Annotated in this window: 23 protein-coding genes; 9 read left to right on the top strand and 14 right to left on the bottom strand. The window is 68.6% G+C overall.

Going from position 1 to position 23,978, the window contains the following annotated elements; all coding sequences use genetic code 11:
- Positions 1-69 precede the first annotated feature (69 nt).
- Positions 70-1,251 carry a glycoside hydrolase family 3 N-terminal domain-containing protein gene (locus AC5Y31_RS09900; protein ID WP_499980346.1) on the bottom strand — a complete coding sequence of 394 codons (1,182 nt, stop codon included), beginning with the start codon at positions 1,249-1,251 and terminating at the stop codon, positions 70-72.
- A 138-nt stretch (positions 1,252-1,389) separates the two neighbouring features.
- Here AC5Y31_RS09900 and AC5Y31_RS09905 point away from each other — a divergent pair, with 138 nt between their 5' ends.
- Together AC5Y31_RS09905 and AC5Y31_RS09910 are read left to right on the top strand one after the other, a co-directional pair.
- Complete coding sequence (locus AC5Y31_RS09905) at positions 1,390-1,563, top strand: DUF2613 domain-containing protein (RefSeq protein WP_019738802.1); 174 nt, start codon at positions 1,390-1,392, stop codon at positions 1,561-1,563.
- Positions 1,564-1,612: 49 nt separating this feature from the next.
- The gene (locus AC5Y31_RS09910) at positions 1,613-5,884 is read left to right on the top strand and encodes an alpha-(1->3)-arabinofuranosyltransferase domain-containing protein (protein WP_499980011.1); all 4,272 of its coding nucleotides are present in this window, start codon (positions 1,613-1,615) and stop codon (positions 5,882-5,884) included.
- 126 nt (positions 5,885-6,010) lie between these two features.
- On the opposite strand, the gene AC5Y31_RS09915 is transcribed toward AC5Y31_RS09910, so the two are convergent.
- The gene (locus AC5Y31_RS09915; RefSeq protein WP_499980014.1) at positions 6,011-6,928 is read right to left on the bottom strand and encodes a hypothetical protein; all 918 of its coding nucleotides are present in this window, start codon (positions 6,926-6,928) and stop codon (positions 6,011-6,013) included.
- Between the two features lie 112 nt (positions 6,929-7,040).
- Between AC5Y31_RS09915 and AC5Y31_RS09920 the strand changes: the two genes are divergently transcribed.
- Positions 7,041-8,417 (top strand): NADP-dependent succinic semialdehyde dehydrogenase, encoded by a 1,377-nt coding sequence (locus tag AC5Y31_RS09920; RefSeq protein ID WP_499980016.1) that lies wholly within the window; start codon positions 7,041-7,043, stop codon positions 8,415-8,417.
- Between the two features lie 10 nt (positions 8,418-8,427).
- Here the strand turns inward: AC5Y31_RS09920 and AC5Y31_RS09925 are convergent, their stop codons facing one another.
- The 6 genes from AC5Y31_RS09925 to AC5Y31_RS09950 all read right to left on the bottom strand — a co-directional run bounded on the left by AC5Y31_RS09925 (position 8,428) and on the right by AC5Y31_RS09950 (position 12,931).
- Positions 8,428-9,372, bottom strand: a complete 945-nt coding sequence (locus AC5Y31_RS09925; protein WP_065024398.1) for a R2-like ligand-binding oxidase — start codon at positions 9,370-9,372, stop codon at positions 8,428-8,430.
- Positions 9,369-10,052: a TetR/AcrR family transcriptional regulator gene (locus AC5Y31_RS09930; protein ID WP_499980020.1), complete on the bottom strand. Its 684-nt coding sequence runs from the start codon at positions 10,050-10,052 to the stop codon at positions 9,369-9,371. Before AC5Y31_RS09930 ends, AC5Y31_RS09925 begins: the two co-directional genes overlap by 4 nt.
- Positions 10,053-10,120: 68 nt before the next feature.
- The gene (locus tag AC5Y31_RS09935) at positions 10,121-10,570 is read right to left on the bottom strand and encodes a hypothetical protein (protein WP_499980022.1); all 450 of its coding nucleotides are present in this window, start codon (positions 10,568-10,570) and stop codon (positions 10,121-10,123) included.
- A 70-nt stretch (positions 10,571-10,640) separates the two neighbouring features.
- Entirely contained in the window at positions 10,641-11,237 is a 597-nt protein-coding gene (gene wrbA, locus AC5Y31_RS09940) for an NAD(P)H:quinone oxidoreductase (protein ID WP_065024409.1), read from the bottom strand.
- Positions 11,238-11,249: 12 nt separating this feature from the next.
- The gene (locus AC5Y31_RS09945) at positions 11,250-11,837 is read right to left on the bottom strand and encodes a CE1759 family FMN reductase (RefSeq protein WP_499980024.1); all 588 of its coding nucleotides are present in this window, start codon (positions 11,835-11,837) and stop codon (positions 11,250-11,252) included.
- Positions 11,834-12,931 carry an LLM class flavin-dependent oxidoreductase gene (locus tag AC5Y31_RS09950; protein ID WP_065024394.1) on the bottom strand — a complete coding sequence of 366 codons (1,098 nt, stop codon included), beginning with the start codon at positions 12,929-12,931 and terminating at the stop codon, positions 11,834-11,836. Before AC5Y31_RS09950 ends, AC5Y31_RS09945 begins: the two co-directional genes overlap by 4 nt.
- 129 nt (positions 12,932-13,060) lie before the next feature.
- Here AC5Y31_RS09950 and AC5Y31_RS09955 point away from each other — a divergent pair, with 129 nt between their 5' ends.
- Both AC5Y31_RS09955 and AC5Y31_RS09960 read left to right on the top strand, forming a co-directional pair.
- A complete protein-coding gene (locus AC5Y31_RS09955) occupies positions 13,061-13,519 on the top strand; it encodes a MarR family transcriptional regulator (RefSeq protein WP_301632155.1) in 459 nt (152 codons plus the stop codon).
- Positions 13,520-13,538: 19 nt separating this feature from the next.
- Positions 13,539-14,516 (top strand): phosphotriesterase family protein, encoded by a 978-nt coding sequence (locus AC5Y31_RS09960; RefSeq protein ID WP_499980027.1) that lies wholly within the window; start codon positions 13,539-13,541, stop codon positions 14,514-14,516.
- A gap of 6 nt (positions 14,517-14,522) precedes the next feature.
- Here AC5Y31_RS09960 and AC5Y31_RS09965 read toward each other — a convergent pair whose 3' ends face one another.
- A complete protein-coding gene (locus AC5Y31_RS09965; protein ID WP_499980349.1) occupies positions 14,523-15,104 on the bottom strand; it encodes a TetR/AcrR family transcriptional regulator in 582 nt (193 codons plus the stop codon).
- 100 nt (positions 15,105-15,204) lie between these two features.
- On the opposite strand from AC5Y31_RS09965, the gene AC5Y31_RS09970 reads away from it, so the two are divergent.
- Positions 15,205-16,533 (top strand): oxygenase MpaB family protein, encoded by a 1,329-nt coding sequence (locus AC5Y31_RS09970; RefSeq protein WP_499980351.1) that lies wholly within the window; start codon positions 15,205-15,207, stop codon positions 16,531-16,533.
- Here AC5Y31_RS09970 and AC5Y31_RS09975 read toward each other — a convergent pair.
- Complete coding sequence (locus AC5Y31_RS09975; RefSeq protein WP_065024390.1) at positions 16,470-17,660, bottom strand: acyltransferase family protein; 1,191 nt, start codon at positions 17,658-17,660, stop codon at positions 16,470-16,472. The genes AC5Y31_RS09970 and AC5Y31_RS09975 overlap by 64 nt on opposite strands.
- 114 nt (positions 17,661-17,774) lie before the next feature.
- On the opposite strand from AC5Y31_RS09975, the gene pgfA reads away from it, so the two are divergent.
- Together pgfA and AC5Y31_RS09985 are read left to right on the top strand one after the other, a co-directional pair.
- Complete coding sequence (pgfA, locus tag AC5Y31_RS09980) at positions 17,775-19,025, top strand: cell envelope lipid trafficking protein PgfA (RefSeq protein WP_499980029.1); 1,251 nt, start codon at positions 17,775-17,777, stop codon at positions 19,023-19,025.
- Between the two features lie 7 nt (positions 19,026-19,032).
- Positions 19,033-20,730: an MmpA family trehalose lipid delivery protein gene (locus tag AC5Y31_RS09985; RefSeq protein WP_499980031.1), complete on the top strand. Its 1,698-nt coding sequence runs from the start codon at positions 19,033-19,035 to the stop codon at positions 20,728-20,730.
- Here AC5Y31_RS09985 and AC5Y31_RS09990 read toward each other — a convergent pair.
- Genes AC5Y31_RS09990 through AC5Y31_RS10005 form a run of 4 tightly spaced genes read right to left on the bottom strand, consistent with a single transcriptional unit; the run spans position 20,712 to position 23,072 of the window.
- Positions 20,712-20,990, bottom strand: a complete 279-nt coding sequence (locus tag AC5Y31_RS09990; protein WP_499980352.1) for a cytochrome C oxidase subunit IV family protein — start codon at positions 20,988-20,990, stop codon at positions 20,712-20,714. The genes AC5Y31_RS09985 and AC5Y31_RS09990 overlap by 19 nt on opposite strands.
- 5 nt (positions 20,991-20,995) lie before the next feature.
- Positions 20,996-21,607: a cytochrome c oxidase subunit 3 gene (locus AC5Y31_RS09995; RefSeq protein WP_499980033.1), complete on the bottom strand. Its 612-nt coding sequence runs from the start codon at positions 21,605-21,607 to the stop codon at positions 20,996-20,998.
- A complete protein-coding gene (locus AC5Y31_RS10000) occupies positions 21,604-22,353 on the bottom strand; it encodes a hypothetical protein (RefSeq protein WP_499980034.1) in 750 nt (249 codons plus the stop codon). Before AC5Y31_RS10000 ends, AC5Y31_RS09995 begins: the two co-directional genes overlap by 4 nt.
- Positions 22,350-23,072, bottom strand: a complete 723-nt coding sequence (locus AC5Y31_RS10005; protein ID WP_499980035.1) for a hypothetical protein — start codon at positions 23,070-23,072, stop codon at positions 22,350-22,352. Before AC5Y31_RS10005 ends, AC5Y31_RS10000 begins: the two co-directional genes overlap by 4 nt.
- Positions 23,073-23,231: 159 nt before the next feature.
- Between AC5Y31_RS10005 and AC5Y31_RS10010 the strand changes: the two genes are divergently transcribed.
- Positions 23,232-23,852: a TetR/AcrR family transcriptional regulator gene (locus AC5Y31_RS10010; protein ID WP_499980038.1), complete on the top strand. Its 621-nt coding sequence runs from the start codon at positions 23,232-23,234 to the stop codon at positions 23,850-23,852.
- The last annotated feature ends 126 nt before the right edge of the window (positions 23,853-23,978 follow it).

Raw genomic sequence — 23,978 nt, forward strand, 5'->3', positions numbered from 1 at the left:
CCTTCCGCGTTCTGCCTGCCGGACGATCTTACCGAAGAGTAACTTCTGTGATCGGTCGCGGCGGCGAGATCACCGTTGGCAGTGGGTACCGGGCTTTTTGACCGCGGCCACCCGCGCCAGCGAGGCGTCGATCCCCTCTTGCTTCAGTTCGCCGGCGGCCACCGCCTGCTCGAGGCGATCCAGCACCGCCGGTACGTCGTCGGTGGTGACCCACAGCGCGATGTCGACACCGGCCGCCAAGCTGCGCAGCACCGCCTCGGCGACGCCGTAATGCTCGGTGATGGCGGCCATCGACGACAGGTCGTCGGTGAACACCAGCCCGGAGAACGCCGGGCCGTGATAGTCGGTGCCGGTGCGCAGCAGGTTGACCGCGGCCGGGCTCAGGCTGGCGGGGTCTTCGGTGAGGCCGGGCACCTCCAGGTGGCCCAGCATCACGGCCACCGGCTCCTGGCTGACCAGTGTGCGGTAGGGCACCAGATCGTTGTCCTGCAGCTGCGCCAACGGCGGCGTGGCCACCGCGCCGGCGGTGTGCGAGTCACCGGAACCGTGGCCGTGACCCGGGAAGTGCTTGAGCACCGGCAACAGCCCGGCATCACGCAGCCCTTGGGCGTACGCCCCGGCGTACTCGGTGACCTTGGCCGGATCCGACCCGAACGAGCGGTCCCCGATCACCGTCTCGTCGTCGGTGCCGGCGTCCACCACGTCGACGACGGGCGCGAAGTCGACGGTGATGCCCAGCTCGGCCATCTTGCGTCCCCGCTCGGCCGCCAGCTCGCGCACCTGCGTGACGCTGCGTGTGGCGGCCAGTTCCTTCGCCGACGGCGACGGCCCGATCAACTTCGACAGCCGCGACACCCGGCCGCCCTCCTCGTCGACGCTGACCGCCAGCGGCAGCAGCCCGTCGGTTCCGGCGATCTCTTTGAGCGAACCGTCGGTCAGGATGGACAACTCGGTCCAGCTGCCGATGAAGATGCCGCCGACATGGTGATCGCTCACCACTGCCCGCGCGTCGGCTGCATCGCGGACGCCGACCATCACCAGCTGCGCCAACTTGTCGCGGAGCGGCAACGCCGCCAGCTGCTCGCAGACCGGATCGACCGGTGCTGCAGCAGCCGTCGTGGCGCCAGCGGACTCCGATTCCGTTGACGGTTCGGAGGGCTGGGTTCGGGTCGAGCAGGCCGTCACCAGCGCCGGCAGCATCACGGCCGCCAGCAGCAGGCCGGGCAGGTGGCGAGTCAGCGATCCAGGCATCGGTCGTGGCATTGCACCATGCTGTCACGGCCGGAACACCAGGCCACCCAAGGCCCGCATGCTAGGTTGGCGGTCGGGGCCAGCGGGGTTTGACGGTGCCCCGAGATCACGTCGCGGGACTGCGGAAGGAGCCAGAGCATGCCTCGATTCGTGGTGCCGGCGGCCATCAGCATCGTCGTCGGGGTGTTGCTCGGTGCGGCGGCTGTTTTCGGCGTCACCTTGATGGTGCAACAAGACACCAAGCCGCAGATCGCCGGTGGCGACCCGGCGTCCTCGGTGCTGAACAGGGTGGAATACGGCAACCGCGGCTGACCTGCGAACGCCGCCGGCTTCCGGCCGTTCGCAGGCGGAGTCGCAGGATGTGACACCGTTGTCCCGGCGCTGGCTGTGGCTGGTCGGCACACTCTCATTGGCCTGCAGCTTCATCCAGGCGCCCGGACGGATCTCCCCCGACACCAAGCTCGACCTGACCGCTGCTCCGCTGCGGTTTCTGGCCCGCGCCGTCAACCTGTGGAGCAGCGAGCTGCCGTTCGGCCAGGTGCAGAACCAGGCATACGGCTACCTGTTTCCGCACGGCGCCTTCTTCCTGATCGGCGACCTGGTGGGGCTGCCCGGCTGGGTCATCCAGCGACTGTGGTGGGCCCTGCTGCTCACGGTCGGATTCTGGGGCCTGCTGCGGGTCGCCGAGACGTTGCGGATCGGGACGCCGACGGCGCGGCTGATCGGCGCCGCGGCCTTCGCGCTGTCGCCGCGGGTGTTGACCACCCTGGGCTCGATCTCCTCGGAGACGCTGCCGATGATGCTGGCGCCGTGGGTGCTGCTGCCGGTCATCCGGGCGCTCGGCGCCCCGGACACCGAAACTCCGGCGCGACCGGTGCGTATGCTGGCCGGCCAGGCCGGGGTGGCGGTCGCCCTGATGGGCGCCGTCAATGCGGTCGCAACGCTGGCGGGTTGCCTGCCGGCGATCCTCTGGTGGCTGTGTCATCGCCCGACCCGGCGCTGGTTGTCCTTCACCGGCTGGTGGCTGCTGGCCCTGGCGCTGGCCGTGACGTGGTGGGTGGTGGCCCTGGTGCTGCTGGGCCGGGTCAGTCCGCCGTTCCTGGACTTCATCGAATCTGCCGGTGTGACGACCCGGTGGACGTCGCTGACCGAGATGCTGCGCGGCACGCACAGCTGGACGCCGTTCGTCGCGCCGAACGCCACCGCGGGCGCGCCGCTGGTCACCCGCCCGGTGATGATCCTGGGCACCTGTTTGGTGGCCGCCGGCGGGCTCGCCGGCCTGACCGGCATGCTGCGCCGGCAGCTTCCCGGCGCCGGGCGGCTGGTGGCCATGCTGCTCATCGGGGTGACACTGCTGGCCCTCGGCTATGCGGGCAGCCTGGGCTCGCCGCTGGCGCCTCTGGTGCAGGCGTTTCTCGACGGCGCCGGAGCCCCGCTGCGCAACGTCCACAAGCTCGAGTCGGTGATCCGGATCCCGCTGGTGCTGGGGCTCACCTACCTGCTGGGCCGTATCCCACTGCCGGGCAGCGCCCCGGCGCCGGTGTGGCGGCGCGCTTACGTTCACCCCGAGCACCACAAGGCGGCCGCGGTCGGGCTGGTGCTCCTGACGGCGCTGATGGTCAGCACGTCGCTGGCCTGGACCGGCCGGCTCACCCCGCCGGGGACGTTTTCCGCGCTGCCCCAATACTGGCGCGACGCCGCCGCCTGGCTCGACGAACACAACAATGGCGGCCCTACCCCGGGACGGGTGCTGGTGGCGCCGGGGGCGCCGTTCGCCACCCAGACCTGGGGCAGCAGTCACGACGAACCCCTGCAGGTGCTCGACGCGGGTCCGTGGGGGGTGCGGGACTCGATTCCGCTGACCCCACCGCAGACCATCCGGGCACTGGACTCGGTGCAGCGCCTGTTCGCCGCCGGCCGCCCCTCAGCTGGGTTGGCCGACACCCTTGCCCGCCAAGGCATCTCGTATCTGGTGGTACGTAACGACTTGGACCCCGACACCTCGCGGTCGGCCCGACCGCTGCTGGTGCACCGCGCCGTCGACGGCTCTCCGGGACTGCACCTGGTGGCGCAGTTCGGCGAGCCGGTGGGGTCGGGCACGGTGCCGGGATTCGTCTCCGACAGCGGCCTGCGCCCGGCCTATCCGGCGATCGAGATCTACCGGGTCGGCGACGCCGGCGCCAACCCGGGCGCGCCGTATCTGGCCGAGCTCGATGCGATGCCGCGGGTCGCCGGGGGCCCGGAGGTGTTGTTGCGACTGGACGAACACCGTCGGTTGCGCGGCGAGCCGGTGCTGGGCCCAGTGCTGATGACCGCTGATGCCCGCCGCGCCGATCTGGGGCCGCCGCGCCATGTCGGAGTCACCGTCACCGATACCCCGCTGGCGCGCGAAACCGACTACGGCCGGGTCGACGACCACTCATCGACGATCCGGGCCGCCGGCGACTCCCGCCACACCCACAGCCGGGTGCCGGACTATCCGACGCCCGGGGCCGCCACCGTCTTCGGCGGCTGGGTCGGCGGGCGACTCACCGCGTCGAGTTCCTCCTCGGACGCCACCACCCTGCCCGACGTCGCGCCGTCGACGTCGCCGGCCGCCGCCATCGATGGCGACTCGGGCACCGCCTGGGTGTCCAACGCGCTGCAGTCCGCGGTCGGTCAGTGGCTGCAGGTGGACTTCGATCGTCCGTTGACCAACGGCACCATCACCGTGACGCCCAGCGCGACGGCCGTCGGCGCGCAGGTGCGGCGGATCCAGATCTCGACCGTCAACGGCACCACCACGCTGCGGTTCGACCACGCCGGCGAGCCGTTGACCGCCGCGCTGCCCTACGGTGAGACGCCCTGGGTGCGCATCACGGCCTCCGGCACCGACGACGGATCGCGCGGCGTGCAGTTCGGTATCACCGACTTGTCGGTCACCCAGTACGACGCTTCGGGTTTCGCGCATCCGGTCGACCTGCGCCACACCGCGCTGGTGCCGGCCCCGCCGGCGGGCGCACACGTGGCGCAGTGGGATCTGGGTGCCGGCCTGCCGGGCCGGACCGGGTGTGCGGCGACCGCCGACACCGTCCGCTGCGCGGCCTCGATGATGCTGGAGCCCGAGGAGCCCGCCACCTTCAGCCGCACCCTGAACGTGCCGCGGCCGATCTCGGTGACCCCGATGGTGTGGGTGCGGCCACGTCAGGGGCCCAATCTGGTCGACCTGATCGCCGAGCCCGGCACCACCCGAGCCCATGGCGATGCCGACGTGCTCGACGTGCTCGGATCGGCCTACGCCGCCGCGGACGGTGATCCGCGCACCTCCTGGACCGCGTCGCAGCGGGTGGTCGCCCACCGCTCTCCGCCGACCCTGACCCTGACGCTGCCGCGGCCGGTCCACGTGGCCGGATTGCAGTTCGCCGCCAGCAGGTCGCCGCTGCCGGCCCGGCCCACCATGGTGGCCATCGATCTCGGCTCCGGCCCGCAGGTACGGGAACTGGACGACTCCGACGACCAGCGCGTGGCGTTGCAACCGCGGGTCACCGACACCGTCACCATCAGTCTGCTGGGCTGGGAGGATGTGATCGACCGCACGGCGATCGGCTTCGACCAGCTCAAACCGCCGGGGCTGGCCGAGGTCAGGGTGCTCGGCGCCGACGGCCGTCCGGTCGCGCCCGCCGACCCGTCGCGCAACCGGTCGCGCCGGGTCAGCCTGGGCTGCGGCCACGGCCCGATCATCGCGATCGCCGGCCGGTTCGTCCACACCTCGATCACGACCACCGTGGGTGCCCTGCTCGATGACCAACCGGTGCCGGCACGCCCTTGCGACAAGCGGCCGATCGCGTTGCCGCCCGGCGAACAGGAGTTGCTGATCAGTCCGGGTTCGGCGTTCGTCATCGACAGCGCGACGCTGTCCGGGCCGACGGCGGCGCACAGTCTGGCCGGATCCACGACGACGCCCGCCGACATCGGCACGTGGGATGCGGCCCGTCGGGAGGTGACGGTGCCCGGCGCGGCGACTCCGCGGGTGCTGGTCGTTCCGGAGAGCATCAACGGCGGCTGGGTGGCGCGCACGCAGGACGGCACCCGACTGGTTCCGGTGGCGGTCAACGGATGGCAGCAGGGCTGGGTGGTGCCGGCAGGTACCGACAGCACGCTCACGCTGACCTTTGGACCCAACCGGATGTACCGCCTGGGGATGGCCGGCGGTCTGGCCCTCTTGCCGCTGCTGGCCCTGCTGGCCTGGTGGCCGGCACGCCGGAGAGGTGATCCCGGTCCCCCGGCGCAGCCCTGGGAGCCCGGCCGCCGGGCGGCGGTGGTGGCGGCGTTGACGGTCGGCGCGCTGATCGCCGGGACCGCCGGAGCCGCGGTGTTCGGGGCGGCGCTGGCCCTGATGTTCGCGCTGCGGCATCGTCGGCGGGCCTTTGATGCGGCCCGGCTGGGGTTGAGTGCCGGCGGGCTGATCCTGGCGGGTGCGGTGTTGTGCCGGCATCCGTGGCGGTCGGTCGACGGCTATGCCGGCCATTCCGCGGGGGTGCAGCTGGCGGCGTTGGTGTCGGTTGCGGTGCTGGTCGCGACGGCGGTGGTCGCCCGCGGTGGTCGAGATAACCTCGGCCCCAACAGCACCATTGGCACCGCCAACTCGGCATAGTGAGCTGTTCGAATCGGATATCGGAAGCGATATCAGTGGGCACGAAGCTCCAGCGATAGCGCCGGCGCTATCCGATTCGGACGCGTCTACCCAGTCCAGCCATGGGGCCACTGGGGCTGCCGGGGCCTACGAGGCGGCTTCGAGCTTCTCGATCTGGGTGTTAAACAGCTTCACCAGTGCCTCGGCGTTGGCCGCCTCAGCGTCGGCGTCGTCGTTGCCGGTTCGCAGCCCGATGTCATTGCTGGTGGCGACGACGAGCACCCCGCGGTAGTAACCGGAGATCGTGGAAGCGGTGATCGCGATCGGCAACCGGATGGCGGCCTTGCTGGAGCTCGTGATCACCGTCGCGACCGCCCAGGGCGGCACCCCCTCGGCATCGAGCGGGCTGAGCTGAATATCGGTGGTGACGCTGCGCCCACCGGCCTCGAAGGTCTGTCGGAACGACTGACACTTGTCCACAAAGGCCTTGAGGTTCGGGCGATCCGGCGTCAGCGCCAGGCGCACCCTCATCGAGTGCAGACCACCGGGTTGCAGCTTGGCCAACGTGGCCGTCGCCGTCTGGGTGGCCGACGTGGGACTGGAGTAGAAGTCAGCGCATTCCGGCGGGTCGACGGTCAGATTCGGCATCTCCGAAGGAGCGTCACCGGCGTCGTTGACCCCGCTGATCCATTTGCCGCCCGAGGGGTCCGGGAAGGAAGCCCGGTCGACCAGCATGTCCGACGTCAGCTCGGTGATGTCGGGCTTGCGGGACGGCTTGTCCTCGGCCGTGAGGCGACCGCCGAAGCTCAGCACCAGTCCGAGGACCACCACGAGGGCAACCGCGGCCGCGGCCAGCGAAAGCCACAACATTTTGCGCGGCCGGTGCTCGGGCATCGGCATCGGCCACGGCGCCGCGTACGGCGGATAGGGCACCGGAGTCGAGTCGTCGACCCACAGCTGCCAACCGGGCGGCGGAGGCGGCCACGACGGATCCGGCGCCCAGTTGGCATCCGGCGCCCAGCCGGGCGGCGCAGGCGGCCAGTTGGGCGGGGGGTTGAAACGCATCCGGTGACTCCCGTATCGACGTACTGATTCTGGCTCGTGGCGAGCCTACGCGGTTCGGGGATGGCAGGCTGGACCTGCACACGCCACACCGCAGCGCCCGAAGGAGGCCCGCGTGCCCGCAATTGCCACCACCAACCCGGCGACCGGGGAGACGGTCAAGACGTTCACCGCAGCCACCGAGGCGCAGATCGAGGCCGCGATCGCGCGCGCCGCGGCCCGCTTCACCGACTACCGTCGTACCGATTTCGCCCAGCGCGCCAAATGGACGCACGCGGCCGCCGACCTGCTGGAGGCCGAAGCCGACGAGGTCGCCGCGATGATGACCCTCGAGATGGGCAAGACGCTGGCCTCCGCCAAGGCAGAAGCGCTCAAGTGCGTCAAGGGTTTCCGGTTCTACGCCGACCACAGTGCGGCGTTGTTGGCCGACGAGCCCGCCGATGCCTCGACGGTCAACGCGTCGAAGGCGTTCGCGCGCTACCAGCCGCTCGGGGTGGTGCTGGCGGTGATGCCGTGGAACTTCCCGCTCTGGCAAGCGGTGCGGTTCGCTGCGCCGGCCCTGATGGCCGGCAACGTCGGCCTGCTCAAACATGCCTCCAACGTGCCGCAGACCGCGCTGTACCTGGCGGACCTGTTGTCGCGCGCCGGTTTTCCCGACGGCTGTTTCCAGACCCTGCTGATCGGATCGGGCGCTGTCGAGCGGGTGCTGCGCGACCCGCGGGTGGCCGCGGCAACCCTGACCGGAAGCGAGCCGGCCGGGCGGTCGGTGGCGGCCATCGCCGGCGACGAGGTCAAACACACGGTGCTGGAACTGGGCGGCAGTGACCCCTTCATCGTCATGCCGTCGGCCGATCTGGAAACCGCGGTAACCACCGCGGTCAAGGCCCGGGTACAGAACAACGGCCAATCCTGTATCGCGGCCAAGCGGTTCATCGTCCACACCGACATCTACGACGACTTCGTGGCCAAGTTCACCGATCAGATGTCGGCGCTGCGGGTCGGCGATCCCACCGACCCCGACACCGACGTCGGGCCGCTGGCCACCGAGCAGGGCCGCGACGAGGTCGAGCAGCAGGTCGACACTGCGGCCGCGGCCGGTGCGGTGATCCGTTGCGGCGGGAAGCGACTCGACCGCCCGGGCTGGTTCTACCCACCCACCGTGGTCACCGACATCACCCGCGACATGGCGCTGTACACCGAGGAGGTGTTCGGCCCGGTGGCATCGGTCTACCGCGCCGCCGGCATCGACGAGGCCATCGAGATCGCCAATGCCACCACCTTCGGACTGGGATCCAACGCCTGGACCCGCGACGAAGCCGAGAGCAGCCGCTTCGCCGACGAGATCGAGGCCGGGCAGGTCTTCATCAACGGGATGACGGTGTCCTACCCGGAGTTGCCGTTCGGCGGGATCAAGCGGTCAGGCTACGGCCGGGAGCTGTCCGGGCACGGCATTCGCGAGTTCTGCAACCTCAAGACGGTGTGGGTGGCCTGAGCCGCCGGGTTCAGGCGGAGGCGGCCGCCAGCAGTTTGCTGTCCTCATCGGCGAAGGTGTCCTCCAGTTGCACCGGGCTGTAGTCCAGGTCGATTTCGCCGACCGGGCGGCCGCGGGCGCTGCTGATCGTGCCGAACCGCCGCATTCCCTTGTCCATCGCGTAGTTGAACACCACTTCGGGGGACAGGCCGAATGGGGTGTCGCCGCCGTAGATCGCGTCCCCCTCTGCGGTGTAGCTGCCCAGTAGCGGCATGAGCTCGTTCATGCGCGCTTCGAACACCGTCCAGTTGGCGTCGTCCGCGGCGACGTGGCGCCGGCAGGTGAACGTGCCCCAGGCCATGTGGCGTCGCTCGTCGTCGGCGATGTGCCCGACCAGCGCCTGCATGCCGGGCAATATGCCGCGCTCCACACAGATCCTGTGCCAGGCGTAGTACCCGGTCAGTGCCAGCGTGCCCTCGACGAAATGGTTGTAGGTCACCGCCGCCCGAATTTGCGTCGCCGGTGAGGGATCATCCGACAACGCGCCGAGTGATTCCGGCAGCTCCTCGTTGAAGATCCGCAGATAGGTCGGGAGCGGCTCGAGGTAGCTGTCCAACTGCTCGGTGATCCCGACCGCGTCGAGCCACATCCGGAACACCTGGGTGTGCTTGGCCTCTTCGAAGGCGAACTGGGTCAAATACATCTCGTCACCGAGCCGGCCCTCGGCGCGCATCGCCGCCATGAACGGCTGGATGTCCTGGGTCACCGACTCCTCACCGGCGATGAACTGCGCGCACAGCCGGGTGGCGTAGTCGCGTTCCCGGTCGGTCAGCGCCTCCCAATCCGCTCGGTCGCGGGAGAAGTCGATGTCGGCGGGGTTCCAGAATTTCGCGTTGCCACCGGCGAACAGCTTGAGCGGCAGACTGTCCCAGTTCAGTCCGCCCGCCGCCAGTGAGTCGAAGTGGGTACGGGTCATGGAACTGCCTCCTTCGAGTGGTGCCGATGGCGAGTTGTCTCGCCGCCGAATGCCGCGGCCAGCACGGCGACCAGCCGGCGTACCGCCAGGGCCGGTAGTTCCGGGGTGGGCTCGTCGAGTCCTAGGATGGGATCGATGCCGCGCAGGTAAGGCGCCAGCGCCAGGTGCGGGAGGATCAGCAGCAGCAGCGACAGCAGTGCGCCGGTGTCGGCGTCGGGACGCAGGTCGCCGCGGGCCTGCGCGTCAGCCACCAGGGGGCGCAGCACCTCCAGGTAGTGCCGGTGCATGACGGTACGCACACTGATCCGGGCGTCGGTGTCGACTTCCAGGCTGGCTGCGGCATGCAGCGCCCGCTCCCGCGGATGGTCGGCGAAGTAGGCGACCCACACGTCGAGCATGTCGGTGAGGAATTCGAAGAACGGCCGGCTGGAGTCGAGTTCGACGATCTGTCGCTCCATGTAGGACCGCACCCGCTGACCTGCGGTGTCGGCGACGAACGCGTACAGGTCGGCCTTGTCGGCGAAGTACTGGAACAGGCTGCCTTTGGCGACCTTGGCGCGCCGGGCGATGACGTTGAGGCTGCCGTGCGAGAAGCCGCGCGCGCTGAACTCCGCCTCGGAGGCGTCCAGCACCGCGGCCCGGCGCGCCGGGTCGACCCGTCCCCACGTCACCGTCGGCATCGGACCACCTCACTGGAATGACCACTGGTCATCCTAGTGTGAGGTGCGTCACGCCACAAGAGGTCGGGCTAGGCGCTGATGCGGGCCGCCGGCTGTCGGGCACGTGACAGCAGTTCGTCCAGGATCAGCCCGGCGCCGATGGCGAGCATCCAGGAATCCTTGGCCAGCGGGATGCCATCCGGTGTCGGGCGCAGACTCTGCGCGCGCCGCATCCCCGGCGTGCGTAGATACATCCCTAGGAGGCCGCCGGAGAACGCCACCAGACCGGCGCCCGCGAGCATCGACGGCACCACCGGTGTCAGCAGCGCCGCGCCCAACGCCGCTTCTGCGTAGCCGAGCAATCGCGTGAAGGCCATCGGGTCGATCGAGGAGAGGAACGGGTAGGTACCAGACGCCATGCCGTGGACCTGTTGCGCCGTCTGTTCGTCAGGCTCGGTGTGGTTGATTCCGGCATCCAGGATGAACGCCCCGGTGGCCAGCCGCACCGGGGCGTGACGCAGCCGCATCAAGATCTTCATTGGCCAATCTCCATCTCGTAGGTGGCCGTGGTCTACCCGAGCAGGAGTTGGGTCAATCGCGGGCCGCTGGTCAACCGAGCTTGGCGGCGACCCCCACCACCCGGGTGGCCAGGTGATCGAGCGCGGCCAGGGTGGCGTCGTTCAGCTCGTTCTGGTTGTCCGGGCCGGTGATGTGCCCGACCCCGTAGGGGTTGCCGTCGGCGAACTTGATCGGGTCGGTGTAACCCGGCGGCACCAGGATCCCGCCGAAGTGCATCAGCGAGACGTAGAGATTCAGCAGCGTCGCCTCCTGCCCGCCGTGCGCGGTCTGACTGGAGGTGAAGCCGGCGTAGACCTTGTCGGCGAGCGCACCCTTGGCCCACAGCCCGCCCAGCGAGTCGAGGAACGTCCGCAATTGCGCTGCCGGAGAACCGAACCGGGTGGGTGAGCCGAAGATGACGGCGTCGGCCCAGACGATGTCATCGCCGGTGGCGGCCGGCTGGTCCTTGGTCGCCTCATAGTTGGCCGTCCACGCCGGGTTGTGCGCGAAGGTGGCCGGGTCCCGCGTCTCCTCGATGTGGCGCAGGCGCACGTCGGCGCCCGCCGCCTCGCCCGCCTTCGCCACCCGTTGCGCCATCGCGGTGCCGTGTCCGGTGGCCGAGTAGTAGATAACCGCCAAGTTCGTCATTTTCACTGCTCCTTATTGTTGGGCGCCTGCGAGCAGGCGGTGCATCTCATCGAGTTCGGCGTTGACCGCTTCGCCGCGGGCGCGCCCGCACAGTGGTACAAGTCGAGCAAATTCGTTGGCCGCCTTGGCTATCCGCTCGTCGAGCCCGCGCGCACCGAAGTCCGACGTCGCGGCGTACACCCCGGTGGGCGACACCAGCGCGTGCAGATAGGTGAACATCGGCCGCAGGGCGTGATCGAGCACCAGGGAGTGCCGCTCGGTTCCGCCGGTCGCTGCGATGAGCACCGGCGTGCCGTTGAGGGTCTGCTCGGGAAGTACGTCGAAGAACGACTTGAACAACCCGCTGAAGGTCGCGTTGAACGTCGGCGTCACCGCGACCAGCCCGTCACTACCGGCGACCTTCTCGAACACCGCCTCCAACTCCGGTGCGGCGAAGCCGGTCAGCATGGCGTCGGTGATCGCCCGAGCCAGGTGCCGCAGCTCGACGACCTCGATATCGGCCAAGCCGAGTTCGGCGTGTACCGCGGCACCGAGCCGGTCGGCCAGCAGCCGGGTGGACGACGGCTCACGCAGCCCACCGCTGATCACCACGAGGTTCATGACGCCTCCTGGATCTCGGACCGGCTCGCGGCCTCAACCAGGGACTGGTGCGTCGGCGCGCCGGGCACGTGCGCCGGGCGGCCGACGGCAAACTCCTTGCGCAGCACCGGGATAACGTGCTCGCCCAGCAGGTCGAGCTGTTCCAGCACCGTCTTGAGCGGCAAGCCGGCGTGGTCGACCAGGAACAGCTGGCGCTGGTAGTCGCCGACGTAGTCCCGGAAGCCCAGGGTCTTGTCGATGACCTGTTGCGGTGAGCCGACGGTCAGCGGGGTCTGGGCGCTGAACTCCTCCAGGCTCGGACCGTGCCCGTAGACCGGGGCGTTGTCGAAGTACGGCCGGAACTCGTTGACCGCGTCCTGGCTGTTGGGCCGCAGGAACACCTGACCGCCCAGGCCCACGATCGCTTGGTCGGCGCCGCCGTGGCCGTAGTGCTCGAAGCGCTGCCGGTAGAGCTGCACCATCCGCTTGGTGTGCGACGGCGGCCAGAAGATGTGGTTGGCGAAGAAGCCGTCGCCGTAGTGCGCGGCCAGTTCGGCGATCTCGGGGCTGCGGATCGAACCGTGCCAGACGAAGGGGGGAACCCCGTCCAGCGGCTGCGGCGCCAGGGTGAACCCGTGCAGCGGGGTGCGATGCTCCCCGCTCCAGTCGACGACGTCCTCCCGCCATAGCCGGCGCAACAGCTGATAGTTCTCCACCGTCAGCGGCAGGGCGGTCCTGATGTCCTTGCCGAACCACGGATACACCGGGCCGGTGTTGCCGCGCCCCAACATCAGGTCGACCCGGCCATCGGCCAGGTGCTGCAGCACGCTGTAGTCCTCGGCGAGCTTCACCGGGTCGTTGGTCGTGATCAACGTGGTGGCGGTGGTCAGCTGAATCCGTTCGGTCTGCGCCGCGATGTAGCCCAACAGGGTGGTCGGCGATGAGGGCACGAACGGCGGGTTGTGGTGCTCACCGGTGGCGAAGACGTCCAGGCCGACCTCCTCGGCCTTCTTGGCGATCGCCACCGTCGCCTTGATCCGCTCGGCCTCGGTCGGCGTGCGACCCGTGGTCGGGTCGGCGGTGACATCGCCGACGGTGAAGATGCCGAACTGCATACCAGTGCTCGACACGACTGCCCTCCTCATGTTGGATACTCTAGCTGATAGTTGACAACGAAACTAGTTTTCCGGTTATTCCGACCGTTACCACGGGAAACTCATTCTGAAATCAACTACTATGGGGGCATGGACACGCAGTGGCTGAGCCCGGAGGAACATCGGATGTGGCGCGGGTACCTCGACAGCACCCGACTGCTGCTGCGTGCCCTGGACCGGCAACTGGCCACCGACGCGCGGCTCAACCTGTCCGACTTCGAGATCCTCGCGCTACTGTCCGAGGCCCCGCAGCAGCGGATGCGGATGAACGAGTTGGCCGACATCACGGTGACGACCCGCAGCGGGGTCACCCGGGCGGTCAAGCGGCTGACCGACGCCGGCTGGGTTCACCAGATCAAGTGCGACGAGGACAAGCGCGGCCTGTACGCCGAGCTCACCGAGGCGGGCATGGAGAAGTTGGCCGAGGCGGCGCCCGGGCACGTCGAGGCGGTGCGCGCCAACCTCTTCGATCTGCTCAGCCCGCGTGAAGTGGAACAGTTCGCCCACTCCTACGCGCAGATCCGCGACAACCTGGTACACAACGGCTAAGCGTCCCTACGATCAGGCCATGCCACAGCTAAGCACCGTGCGCGGGCCGATCGACACCGCCGACCTCGGCGTCACCCTGATGCACGAACACGTGTTCATCATGACCACCGAGATCGCCCAGAACTACCCGGAGGCGTGGGGCGACGAGGACGCCCGGGTGGCCGATGCGATCACCCGGCTCAATGAATTGAAGGCGGCCGGGGTCGACACCATCGTCGATCTGACCGTGATCGGGCTGGGCCGCTACATCCCGCGCATCGCCCGGGTCGCCGCGGGCACCGACCTGAACATCGTGGTGGCCACCGGCGTCTACACCTACAACGATGTGCCGTTCTTCTTCCACTACCGGGGCCCCGGCACCATGCTGGACGGCCCGGAGCTCATGGCCGACATGTTCGTCCGCGACATCGAGTCCGGCATCGCCGACACCGGGATCAAGGCGGCAATCCTCAAGTGCGCCACCGACGAGCCCGGGGTGACCCCCGGCGTCGAGCGGGTACTGCGCGCGGTCGCCCAGGCTCACCGGCGCACCGGAGCGCCGATCTCCACCCACACCCACGCCGGGCTGCGCCGCGGCCTGGAACAGCAGCGCATCTTCGAAGAAGAAGGTGTCGATTTGTCCCGGGTGGTGATCGGGCACTCCGGGGACAGCACCGATCTGGGTTACCTGGAGGAGCTGATCGCGGGCGGCTCGTATCTGGGCATGGACCGGTTCGGCATCGACCTGATCCTGCCGTTCGAGGACCGGGTCAACACGGTGGCGCAGCTGTGCGAGCGCGGCCATGCCGACAAGATGGTGCTCTCGCACGACGCCAACTGCTACTTCGATGCGCTGCCCGGCGAGCTGAGTTCGGTGGCGGCCCCGAACTGGCACTACCTGCACATCCACAACGACGTGATCCCGGCGTTGCGGCAGCGCGGCGTCACCGACGACCAGCTACGCACCATGCTGGTGGACAACCCGCGCAAGATCTTCGAGAACTCCGCGGCTTACTGAGCGCGCTCAGTCGTGCGCGGTTCGGCTCACGGCGGTGAACTGAATCGACCGCAGCAGCGCCCGCAGCCGCTCCGGCGAAGCCTCGTCGGGCTCGCTGAGCCGCAGTTGCAACAGTTCCCGGCCGACGGCGGCCACGACATGGGCGGTGTAGTCCGGGTCTTGCAGATCCGGCAGGGTGCGCAGCAGTTCGCGCGTGAGAAAGCCGCGGACGCCGGCCTCGGCGCGGGCGAGGCGTTCGTGCAACTCCGGCGGCGCCCCCTGGGGCGGAAAGAGGAACAACCGCCAGGTCGGCGCGTGACTGTCGGCGGCGTGCAGCACCCCGTCGAAGACACGCGCCAAAAAACCCTCGGCTTCGGGGTTCTCGGTGCCGGTGATCGCAGCGGCGAACTGGGCGGCGGCCCGACCCGCTTCCCGATCGATGAGCGCGACGAAAAGCCCTGCGGGACTGCCGAATTGCTGGTAGATCAGCGAGCGGTTGACGCCGGCCGTCGCCGCGACCCGGTTCGGCGTGGCCGCGTGGAACCCCTCGGCGTCGACGATCGCATGGGTGACATCGAGGATCTGCTCGCGGCGCGCCTCACCCGTCATCCGCCGACGTCCGCTCGGGATCACGCTTGACAGCATAACTAACGAACTGTTAGCTGTAACTAACGAAACGTTAGTTACTCGGAGGTCTTCTGTGCCCACGCTGCCCACGCACTACCCCGAGCTGCGCGAGCGGGTCCGCCGTCAGGCCGAACTGCTGCCGGAGCTCTACGGCGAGCTGGACTTCGACACGCAGCCCTACCGCACGACGACCGACCCCGACGACGTGTCGTCACTGCGCGGCCGGCCTGCCACCCGAGCCAAGCTGCTGGCCGACGAGGCCGCGGTCGAGCTGATTTCGACGGCGACCTGGCTAGGTGATGTGGTGGCGGACTCCTACGCCGCACTGATGGGCCAGTACAGCGTCAGCACCCTGATCGGCATGCTCAAGCAGGCGTGCCGCCACGGCGTCGACGGGGTGCCCGACGCGCCGCCCGAGCTGGTGGCGTTCATCGCCGACATGGAAGCCACCCCGGACTGGCTGGACATGGACCTGGTTCGAAAGGGAGCAGAGCACTCCCGACTCCCGATGGCGCTGTTGGCACCGTTCGTGGTCCGCGGTGCGTTCATCGCGACCTTCCTCAACACCTACGCCGCGCTGCCGATGGCACTGACCGGCGCCCTGTCGGGCAAGCGTGCCGCCGGGCGGGTCAACGAGACCACCAGTTTCTTCGCCGTCACCACGCTGCCCGGCGCACTAGACCGCTACGGCCCGGGCTTCGAGGCGGCGGCCATGGTGCGGCTGATGCACTCGATGGTCCGCTTCAACGCGCTCAAGCGATCCCCGAAATGGGACGTCGAGGTCTACGGGCTGCCCATCCCGCAGATCGATCAGATGCCGGCCGGGATGATCAACCTCTACGTGCTGGCGATGGACGCCCGCCGCCAAGGACGCACCGAGTTCACGCCCAGCGAGCGTGCCCAGGTCGAGTTCACCCGCTATCGCTGCGTTCTGCTCGGCCTGCCCGAAGAGCTGCTGCCGACCACGCCCCCTGAGATCATTCGGGTGTTCAGCGCCCGCGCCGCGCTGCTGCGCGACGACTTCGACGACGCCACCTGCGGGGAGTTGGTTCGCTCCACGATGGCCGCCTACCTGCGGCAGGACGACACCCTGCGCGAACGCATCGCCGACGCGGTCGAGAAGAGCTACAGCAAGCTCTTCTTCGTGCGGATGTTCTGTGGCGGCAAGCGAGCGGTGGCCGCGAAGATGGGTGTCACGCTCGGGGTGGGCGACTATCTGCGGATCGCCCTCACCGCGCCGTTCGTGTCCGGCCGCGCGGCGGTGGTGCAACGCGCTGTCCGCACCCCCGGCTTGCGCCGGCTCACGAACGCCTACGTGCTGCGGCTGCTCAAGCGGCGGCTGAAGGCCTACGGCACGCCCGAATTCACCAGCGACGTAGCCGAATACACCCCGTCGGGCGCGGCCGCCTGAGCGGCGGCGGGGCGCACGGCCCGGTGCCGGTTCTCCCAGCCGCGTAGCTTCTCCCGGCACGGTTGCTCCACCAGGGCGTAGCTGACCGCGGCGATCGCGACGGTGAACACCATGGTCAACAAGAGCACCACCGCCATGTCCCCGGTGAAAGCGAAGCGGCCGATCACCGGGAACACCATGTCCAGGGCGGCCAGGTGCCAGATGAAGATCCCGTAGGACCAGCGGCCCAATGTGACCATCGGTGCGCTGGCCAGGAACCGATGCGGCGTGTCGGGGCGGTCCAGCACCAGCGGTGCCAGCAGCGCCCAGGCCAGCACCCCGCCCATCGCGGTGCGCACGATGAACTGGCCGACAGTCGCCGAGGTCAATCCCTCCGGGCCGGCCAGCGGTGAGGCAGCCACCACGAACGCGACCACGGTCACCACCGCCATGGGCAGTCGCCGACGGGCCAGCCGGTGCACCCGGCCGACCGGACTGAACGCCCACTCGGCCAGCAGCATGCCCGCCCCGAACCAGCAGCCGTAAGCCGGCGCCCAGTTCAGCGGGTTCACCCCGTAGGGCGTATGGATGGGCAGAAATCCCCAACCGAGGCTGAGCAGCGACACCGCGGCGATCACCGGCACCCGCGCCCGCACCGGCAGTCGGGTGGCCCCCAGCGCCAGCAGCGGCAGGGCTATGTAGAAGCTGACCTCCACCGCCAGGCTCCACATCTGGGTCAGTCCCGGCGTCAGGGTGAGCGGCACATAGATCTGTGTCATCGTCAGGTTGGCCAGCCACACCGTCAGGCTGGCGTCACCGGCGTCGGGCAGCAGGGCCAGGATCACCACCACCGACACCAGATAGGCCGGCATGATCCGCACCACGCGAGAGCGCAGGTAATGCCCGGCCGGCGGCGCCTGGCGCAGGCCGCGCGCGGCCGCGGCATGCCCACGCCACAGCAGGAACCCGCTCAAGGCGAAGAACACCGCCACGGCCATGTCGAAACGGCCCCAGAGCCGGCCGGTGATCCCCGACGAGTGCCCGGTCTGGAAGGCCACGTGTGTGATGACCACGCCGATGGCGGCGCAGGCGCGCATTCCCTCGACGGCCGGCAGGAAGCTGCGTACGCCGCCAACCTGCTGGTTCATCTGATCACGGTCCAAAACTTCAATGGACACACAGTAGCTGTTTGAAGTTCTGCTGTTAGGGTCAGACAGATTTAGGTGTGGCGGGAAAAAGCGGAAAAGGGAGGATACGGCGACGTGAACCGAGCAGTCATGATGCGTATCGCGGCATGCGCAGTCATGGGCCTCGGCGCCGCGCTGCTGATCGCAGCCCTGTTGCTGTCCACCTATACCGCGGGCAAGATCGCCAAGATTCCGCTCGATCTCGACGTCACCCTGATCAGCAACGGCTCCGGCGCCGCGCTGGACCCGGAGTCCCTCGGCGGCGAACATGCCGTCGTCGATCAGGATGTGCCGCTGGTCGCCCAGCAGCAGATCGGGGTGGAGGCGCCCGCCAACGCCGACGTGGTCACCCTGCAGGCCGGCTCGTCGCTGCGGCGGGCGGACCGGCAGAAGGACACCGGTCTGCTGCTGGCCATCGTCGACACAGTGACGCTGAATCGCACCTCCGCCGAAGCGGTTTCGGATGACGATCACCCGGGCGGCTCGGTGCAGCGGCCGCGCAATTACGACGACGACAGCCCGCCGACCAACATCGCGCTGCCGCACGAGGGGCTGTCCTACCGGTTCCCCTTCGACACCCAGAAGCAGTCCTATCAGTACTTCGATCCGATCGCGCAGAAGGCCTACGAGGCCAACTACGAGGGCGAAGACGACGTCAACGGGCTGACCACCTACCGGTTCGTGCAGAACGTCGGCTACGACCCGGACGGCAGCTTGAAAGAACCGGTGCGCTACCCGTCGCTGTACGGCCACGACGAGGACGGGGAGATCACCGCTCCGGCCCGGATGTGGAACATCGAGGGCGTCGACCCTGAGGAAGACGTCACCATGACGCGGTACTACGCCGCACAGAAGACGATGTGGGTGGATCCGGTTTCGGGCACCGTCGTCAAGTCGAAGGTGCACGCCAACCACTACTACGCCCGCGATCCGCTGAAGCCGGAGGTGGCACTGGCCGACTACACGGTCACCAGCTCCGAGGAGACCATCGAGGCGCAGGTCGACGCGGCCCGCAACGAACGGGACCGGGTGGCCCTGTGGTCACGGGTCCTGCCGATCACCTTCACCGCCGCGGGGCTGATCTGTTTGATCGGCGGCGTCCTGGTCGGCTGGTTCAGCCTGCCCGCCGAGACCGCCCTGGGTCGGCCGGGCCGCGGCTCCGACGGCGGGTTCTTCGGCGGCTTCGCGCCGAAGTCACCGGTGACCGAGCATGCTTCCGGGGCCGAGGCCGAGACGGAGAAGCTGCCGACGCAACGTCCCCAACTGGACCGTCCGGCGACGCCACCGGAGCCGGGCCCCCCGGATCCCACACCCGATCAGCTCTGACCTCGCGGTGGTGCGAGCCGGGCGCTGGATCGCGCCGTGCTACGCACTGGGGTTGACGCTGCTCATCGCGGCGCCACTGCTGCGGCCGGGCTATCTGCTGCTGCGCGATGCGGTGTCGACGCCGCGGTCCTACCTGACCGCATCCGCCCTCGGTCTGGGTGAGGCGGCACCCCGGGCGGTACCGCAGGACTTCGCGGTGACGCTGGCTTCTCGGCTGGTCGACGGCGGCATCGTGGTCAAGGCGCTGCTGATCGCGGGCCTGTGGCTGGCCGGCTGCGGCGCGGCGCGGCTGGCGGCGACCGTACTGCCGGAGGCCGGCCTGCCCGGCCGGCTGGTTGCGGTCACCGTCGCGATCTGGAATCCCTATGTGGCCGAACGGTTGTTGCAGGGCCATTGGAGCCTGCTGGTCGGCTACGGGTGCCTGCCGTGGGTGGCAGTGGCGATGCTGAGGCTGCGATCCGGTGGCGGCGGGCTGTTCGGGTTGGTGTTCTTCGTGGCGCTGGCCGGGTTGACCCCGACCGGGCTGCTGCTGGCCGCGGTGGTGGCGTTGGCGTGCGTCGCGGTGCCGGGTTCCGGCGCGCCGAGGTGGTGGTGTGCGACCAGTGCGATGGCGATCGCGGCGACCGCCGCGCTGCCCTGGCTGATGGCCGTGGTGGTGGGGCCGGGATCCGTTCGCGGCGAGTCGGCCGGGGTGGCGGCGTTCGCGGCCCGCGCCGAGCCGGGTCTGGGCACCCTGGGCAGCCTCGCCGGGCTGGGCGGGATCTGGAACGCCGAGGCGGTGCCGGGTTCGCGGACAACGGTTTTCGCTGTGCTGGCCACCGCGGTCTTCGTCGGCGTCGTGGCTTTGGGCTTGTCGACGGTACGGGACCGGCCCGCCGCGCGACCACTGCTGATGCTGGCGGGCGCGACGGTGCTGGTGTTCGCCGTATTGGCTACCGGGCCGGGACTGGCGGTGTTGCGCTGGGCGGTCGATGTGATCCCCGGCCTGGGCATGCTGCGCGACGGGCAGAAGTGGGTGGCATTGGCGATGCCCGGCTACGCGCTGGCCGGGGCCGGGGCGGTGGCGGCCCTGCGGGACCGACTGCCGCCGGCGCGGGCAGCGTTGGTGTGCTGCGTCGCGCTGATCGTTGTGCTGCCGGACCTGGCCTGGGGGGTGGCCGGGCGGGTCCAACCGGTGCACTACCCGCCCGGTTGGGCGGCGGTGGCGGCGATGATCAACGCCGATCCGCGGCCGGTGGCGGTGCTGCCGGCCGACACCATGCGGCACTTCTCCTGGGCCGGGCCGGCGGCGGTGCTCGACCCGCTGCCCCGTTGGGTGCGCGCCGAGGTGCTGGCCACCGGCGATCTGAGGGTGGGCGGGCAGACTGTGCGCGGTGAGGGCGGCCACGCCCGCGCGGTGCAGCAGGCGCTGCTGTCGGGCGCCGAACCGGCCACGCTCGGCGTCCACGGTGTGGGCTGGGTGGTCAGCGAGTCCGGCACCGACGGCGAAATGGGCTCTGCCGCAAAAACGCTGATGCGGTTGCCGATCTCCTACCGCGACGCAGACTTCACCGTGTACCGGGTCGGCGGCCATGCGCCGAAGGTTGCCGCCGGACCGCGCCGAGCCGTGCTGGCGGCCCATCTGGTGTGGCTGGCGATGCTGGTGGCAGGAGCGGGCGGACTGGCGGCGCCGCTGGTTCGGCGATGCTATCCGGCGGCGAAGTAGAAGCCGAACAGCAGCCCGAACAGTCCCAGCAGCCAGCCGTTCGTGGTCACCTTGAGCCAAGTGGGCGCGTGCCGGACCTCCATGAAGTGCCAGATCACCAGTTGGGTCTTGATCGCGGCGATCGACAGCACAATGACGGTGACGGTGGCGTTGAGGTGGTGTGCCTCGCCCCCGTCGCGGGCGGTCTGCCACGACGCTACGGTCACCACCGTCAGCAACGCCCACACCAAGATCAGAGGGTTGCGGCGGTACGCGGTCAGAGCGATCACCTCATCAAGTAGAGCAGCGCGAACAGGATCAGCCACAACACGTCGACCATGTGCCAGTAGGTTGCGCCCGTCTCCACCAAGGACATTCGGGGTTTCGCCGGTCCGCGCAGGCTGCGGATGACGAAGCACAGGATCACCAACCCCAGGAATACGTGACACAGGTGCATTCCCGTCATCACGAAGTAGTACATGAAGAACAGATTGGTTCCCGGCGTCAGCCCCGCGGTGATCTCCGGGATGTATTCGAACATCTTGAGCAACGGGAAAGCGGCCCCGCAGGCCAGGGCGCCGTAGAACAGCCGGTGTGCATCGGTGGTCTTACCGGCTCGGGCCGCCGAAGTTCCGAGTGCCACGAAGAGCGAACTGGTCAGCAGCACAACGGTGTTGACAATACCGACGTTCAGGTTCACCTTGGCCTGACTCGCCAGGAACATGGCATGGTCTTGGCCGCGGAAGTACATGTAGGACACGAAGTAGGCGGCGAAGATGAGCAGGTCGCCGATGACGAAGAACCACATGCTCGATTCACCGGGGAGGTGACCGCGTGCACGGGGGCTTGGCGTCATCTCGCTGGTACCGATGCCGGGCCCCGCTTCGACTTCGGTCATGCGACGACTCCGTGGGACGCGGCTCCCGCGGGTTCAAGTGCAACCCAAGCGTTTTCGAGTTCGGCCTCGGGCTGGTTCTTGATCGATCGGTAGATGCACACGTACACGATGAACTGCCATGACACGTACAGCGTCATGGCGAGCCAGAAGGTCATCAGACCGTTCCAGGCGAAGGGCCCGGACTTGGTGATCCACACCGGCGCGGCCATCAACTCGGTCACGTATTGCCAAACGGTGTAGTAGCCCAGCCATTTCGGCAGGATATTGTTCTCGTCGAGAATGATCGCCAGGCCGAATGCCATCCACATGATGCAGAAGCATCCCAGCGAACCGATGAACGCCAGGTAGCCGAAGTCGTAGAGCATCGCCAGGATCGCCGGGTCGTAGCCGGGACGGAATGCGCCGAGCCCGAAGCAGAACATGCCGAACAGCATGCCGACGATGGTGCCGGTCATCGCACCCATCATGACGGTGTACCGGAACACCGGGCTGACCGACATCCGCTTGATCTGGATGAGATAGCACGCATTCGATACCGGCGCCAGGCCGAACGCCAGTGTCAGCACGGTGCAGGCGATCAGCAGATTGTGCGACTGCATGAAGTCGAGGATCTGGGGCTGCGAGGCGCTCGGCGAGCGGGGCGGCATCATCCAGCTCAAGGGGACGAAGACCAGCCCGAACAGCGCGAAGAAGACCGGGACCGACCAGAAGGCGATCCACTGATCCCGTTTCGCGGCCTTGGTCATGCCAGCGCCTCGCGCTCGTTACCCTGGCGATTCACCACATCGCGCAGAACCGCGAACATGACCACGAGATAGACGGCGAAAACGCTGAGCCGCAGGGTGAACGAGAGCGAACCGTCCCAGGCCAGCGGCCCGGTTTTGTACAGCAGCGAAAACGCGCTCGGAACCAGCAGAGCGGCCACCGCGATGTTGAAGTGCGCCACCCAGCGCGGGAAGACCGGGTCTGGCCGGACGTCCAGGTAGATGCTGACGGCCAGGCAGAGATTCTGCACGATGATGGTGCCGACGGGTGCGATGAAGAAGAACCACGCCATGTCGTTGAGCAGGCTGATGAGTTGCGGGTCGCGTTCGGGCCGGAACGCCGCCAGCGCCCAGCAGTAGTCCGCGAGGATGAACGCCGTCAGGCCCACCCCGACACAGAGCAGGTAGGCGTAGGTGAAGACGCTGCTCGATGTTGCGGTCCGCGAGATCTGCACCGCGGTCACCGCGAAGAGCGGAACCAGCGAGCAGGCGATGAGATTGCACAGGATCGTGACGCCCAATATGCCGGTGATGTTCTCGGCGAAGAAGGCCGCGACTTGTTCGGGGGTCAGCGTCGGCGACAGCGGCGGCGAGAACACCGGGAACAACAGATAGGCCAGGGCGAACAAGGCCGCCGACGGCGGCACCGTCCACAACAGGATGCGCTGGCCCCTGGTGTTCATCGCCGTCGCTGTCGTCATCGCCCACCCCTGCCTGGTCTGCCACCACCCGCTCGGTTGCTAGGTCTAACACACTCACTGACAAATGACAACGAAAAGGACGGGGGTTGATGGCTTCTACGCGTGCAGATCTCCAGTTCAGTGACATTTTCGGGTGACATCCGTCAGTGATCGGCTGGGGTGCGGCACAATGGGCGCGTGCCCGAGAGTGCGACCCAGCGTGAGACCCAACGCCGCAGAACACGTGCTCGAGTGCTCGACGCCGCGATCGTGGAGTTTCAGCGGGCCGGCACCAATGCGGCAGACATCAACGCCATCGCCAAGGCGGCAGGGGTGGCGCGCAGTACCTTCTACTTCCACTTCCCCACCAAGGAGCACGTGCTGCTCGAGCTGATCCGGCGAGACGAGATGCGCCTCGCCGAAGAGCTCGCGCAATTCCTCGACACGCGCCGCCCGCTGGCGGCGGTGCTGAAGGTGATCGTGGAGCTGGTCCTGGCCCTCGAAAGCCGCTGGGGCGCGGCATTGTTCCGCGATGTCTTGAGTCTCTACTTCTCGCCCAACCGACCCGAACCGGAGCAGTGGGCCAGCCACCCGACCTTCGTGCTGCTGGCCGCCGAGATCGAACGGGCACGCGTTCGCGGTGAGCTCTACGACGACGTGGACGCCTACCACAGCGCGGCGTTCTTTCTCCTCGGCGTCTACGCCTTGCTGACGACGGTGGGTGAATCCCAGGCGGAACGCGATGTGGCACTGAAGAAATTCATGACCAGTACCCTGCGCAGCATGGTTCCGCAGGCCTGATGGCAGCGCCATCCGGAGCGAGTACGTCCTAGTTCAGTGGGCTTTGCGGATTTGGAGACCAGCAACGCCCGGCAGCTCGCCGTCGCGTCGCATCACGGCGCGCCCCCGTGTCGCCGATGAGGCGTA

Source organism: Mycobacterium sp. NGS18, from assembly GCF_059813185.1.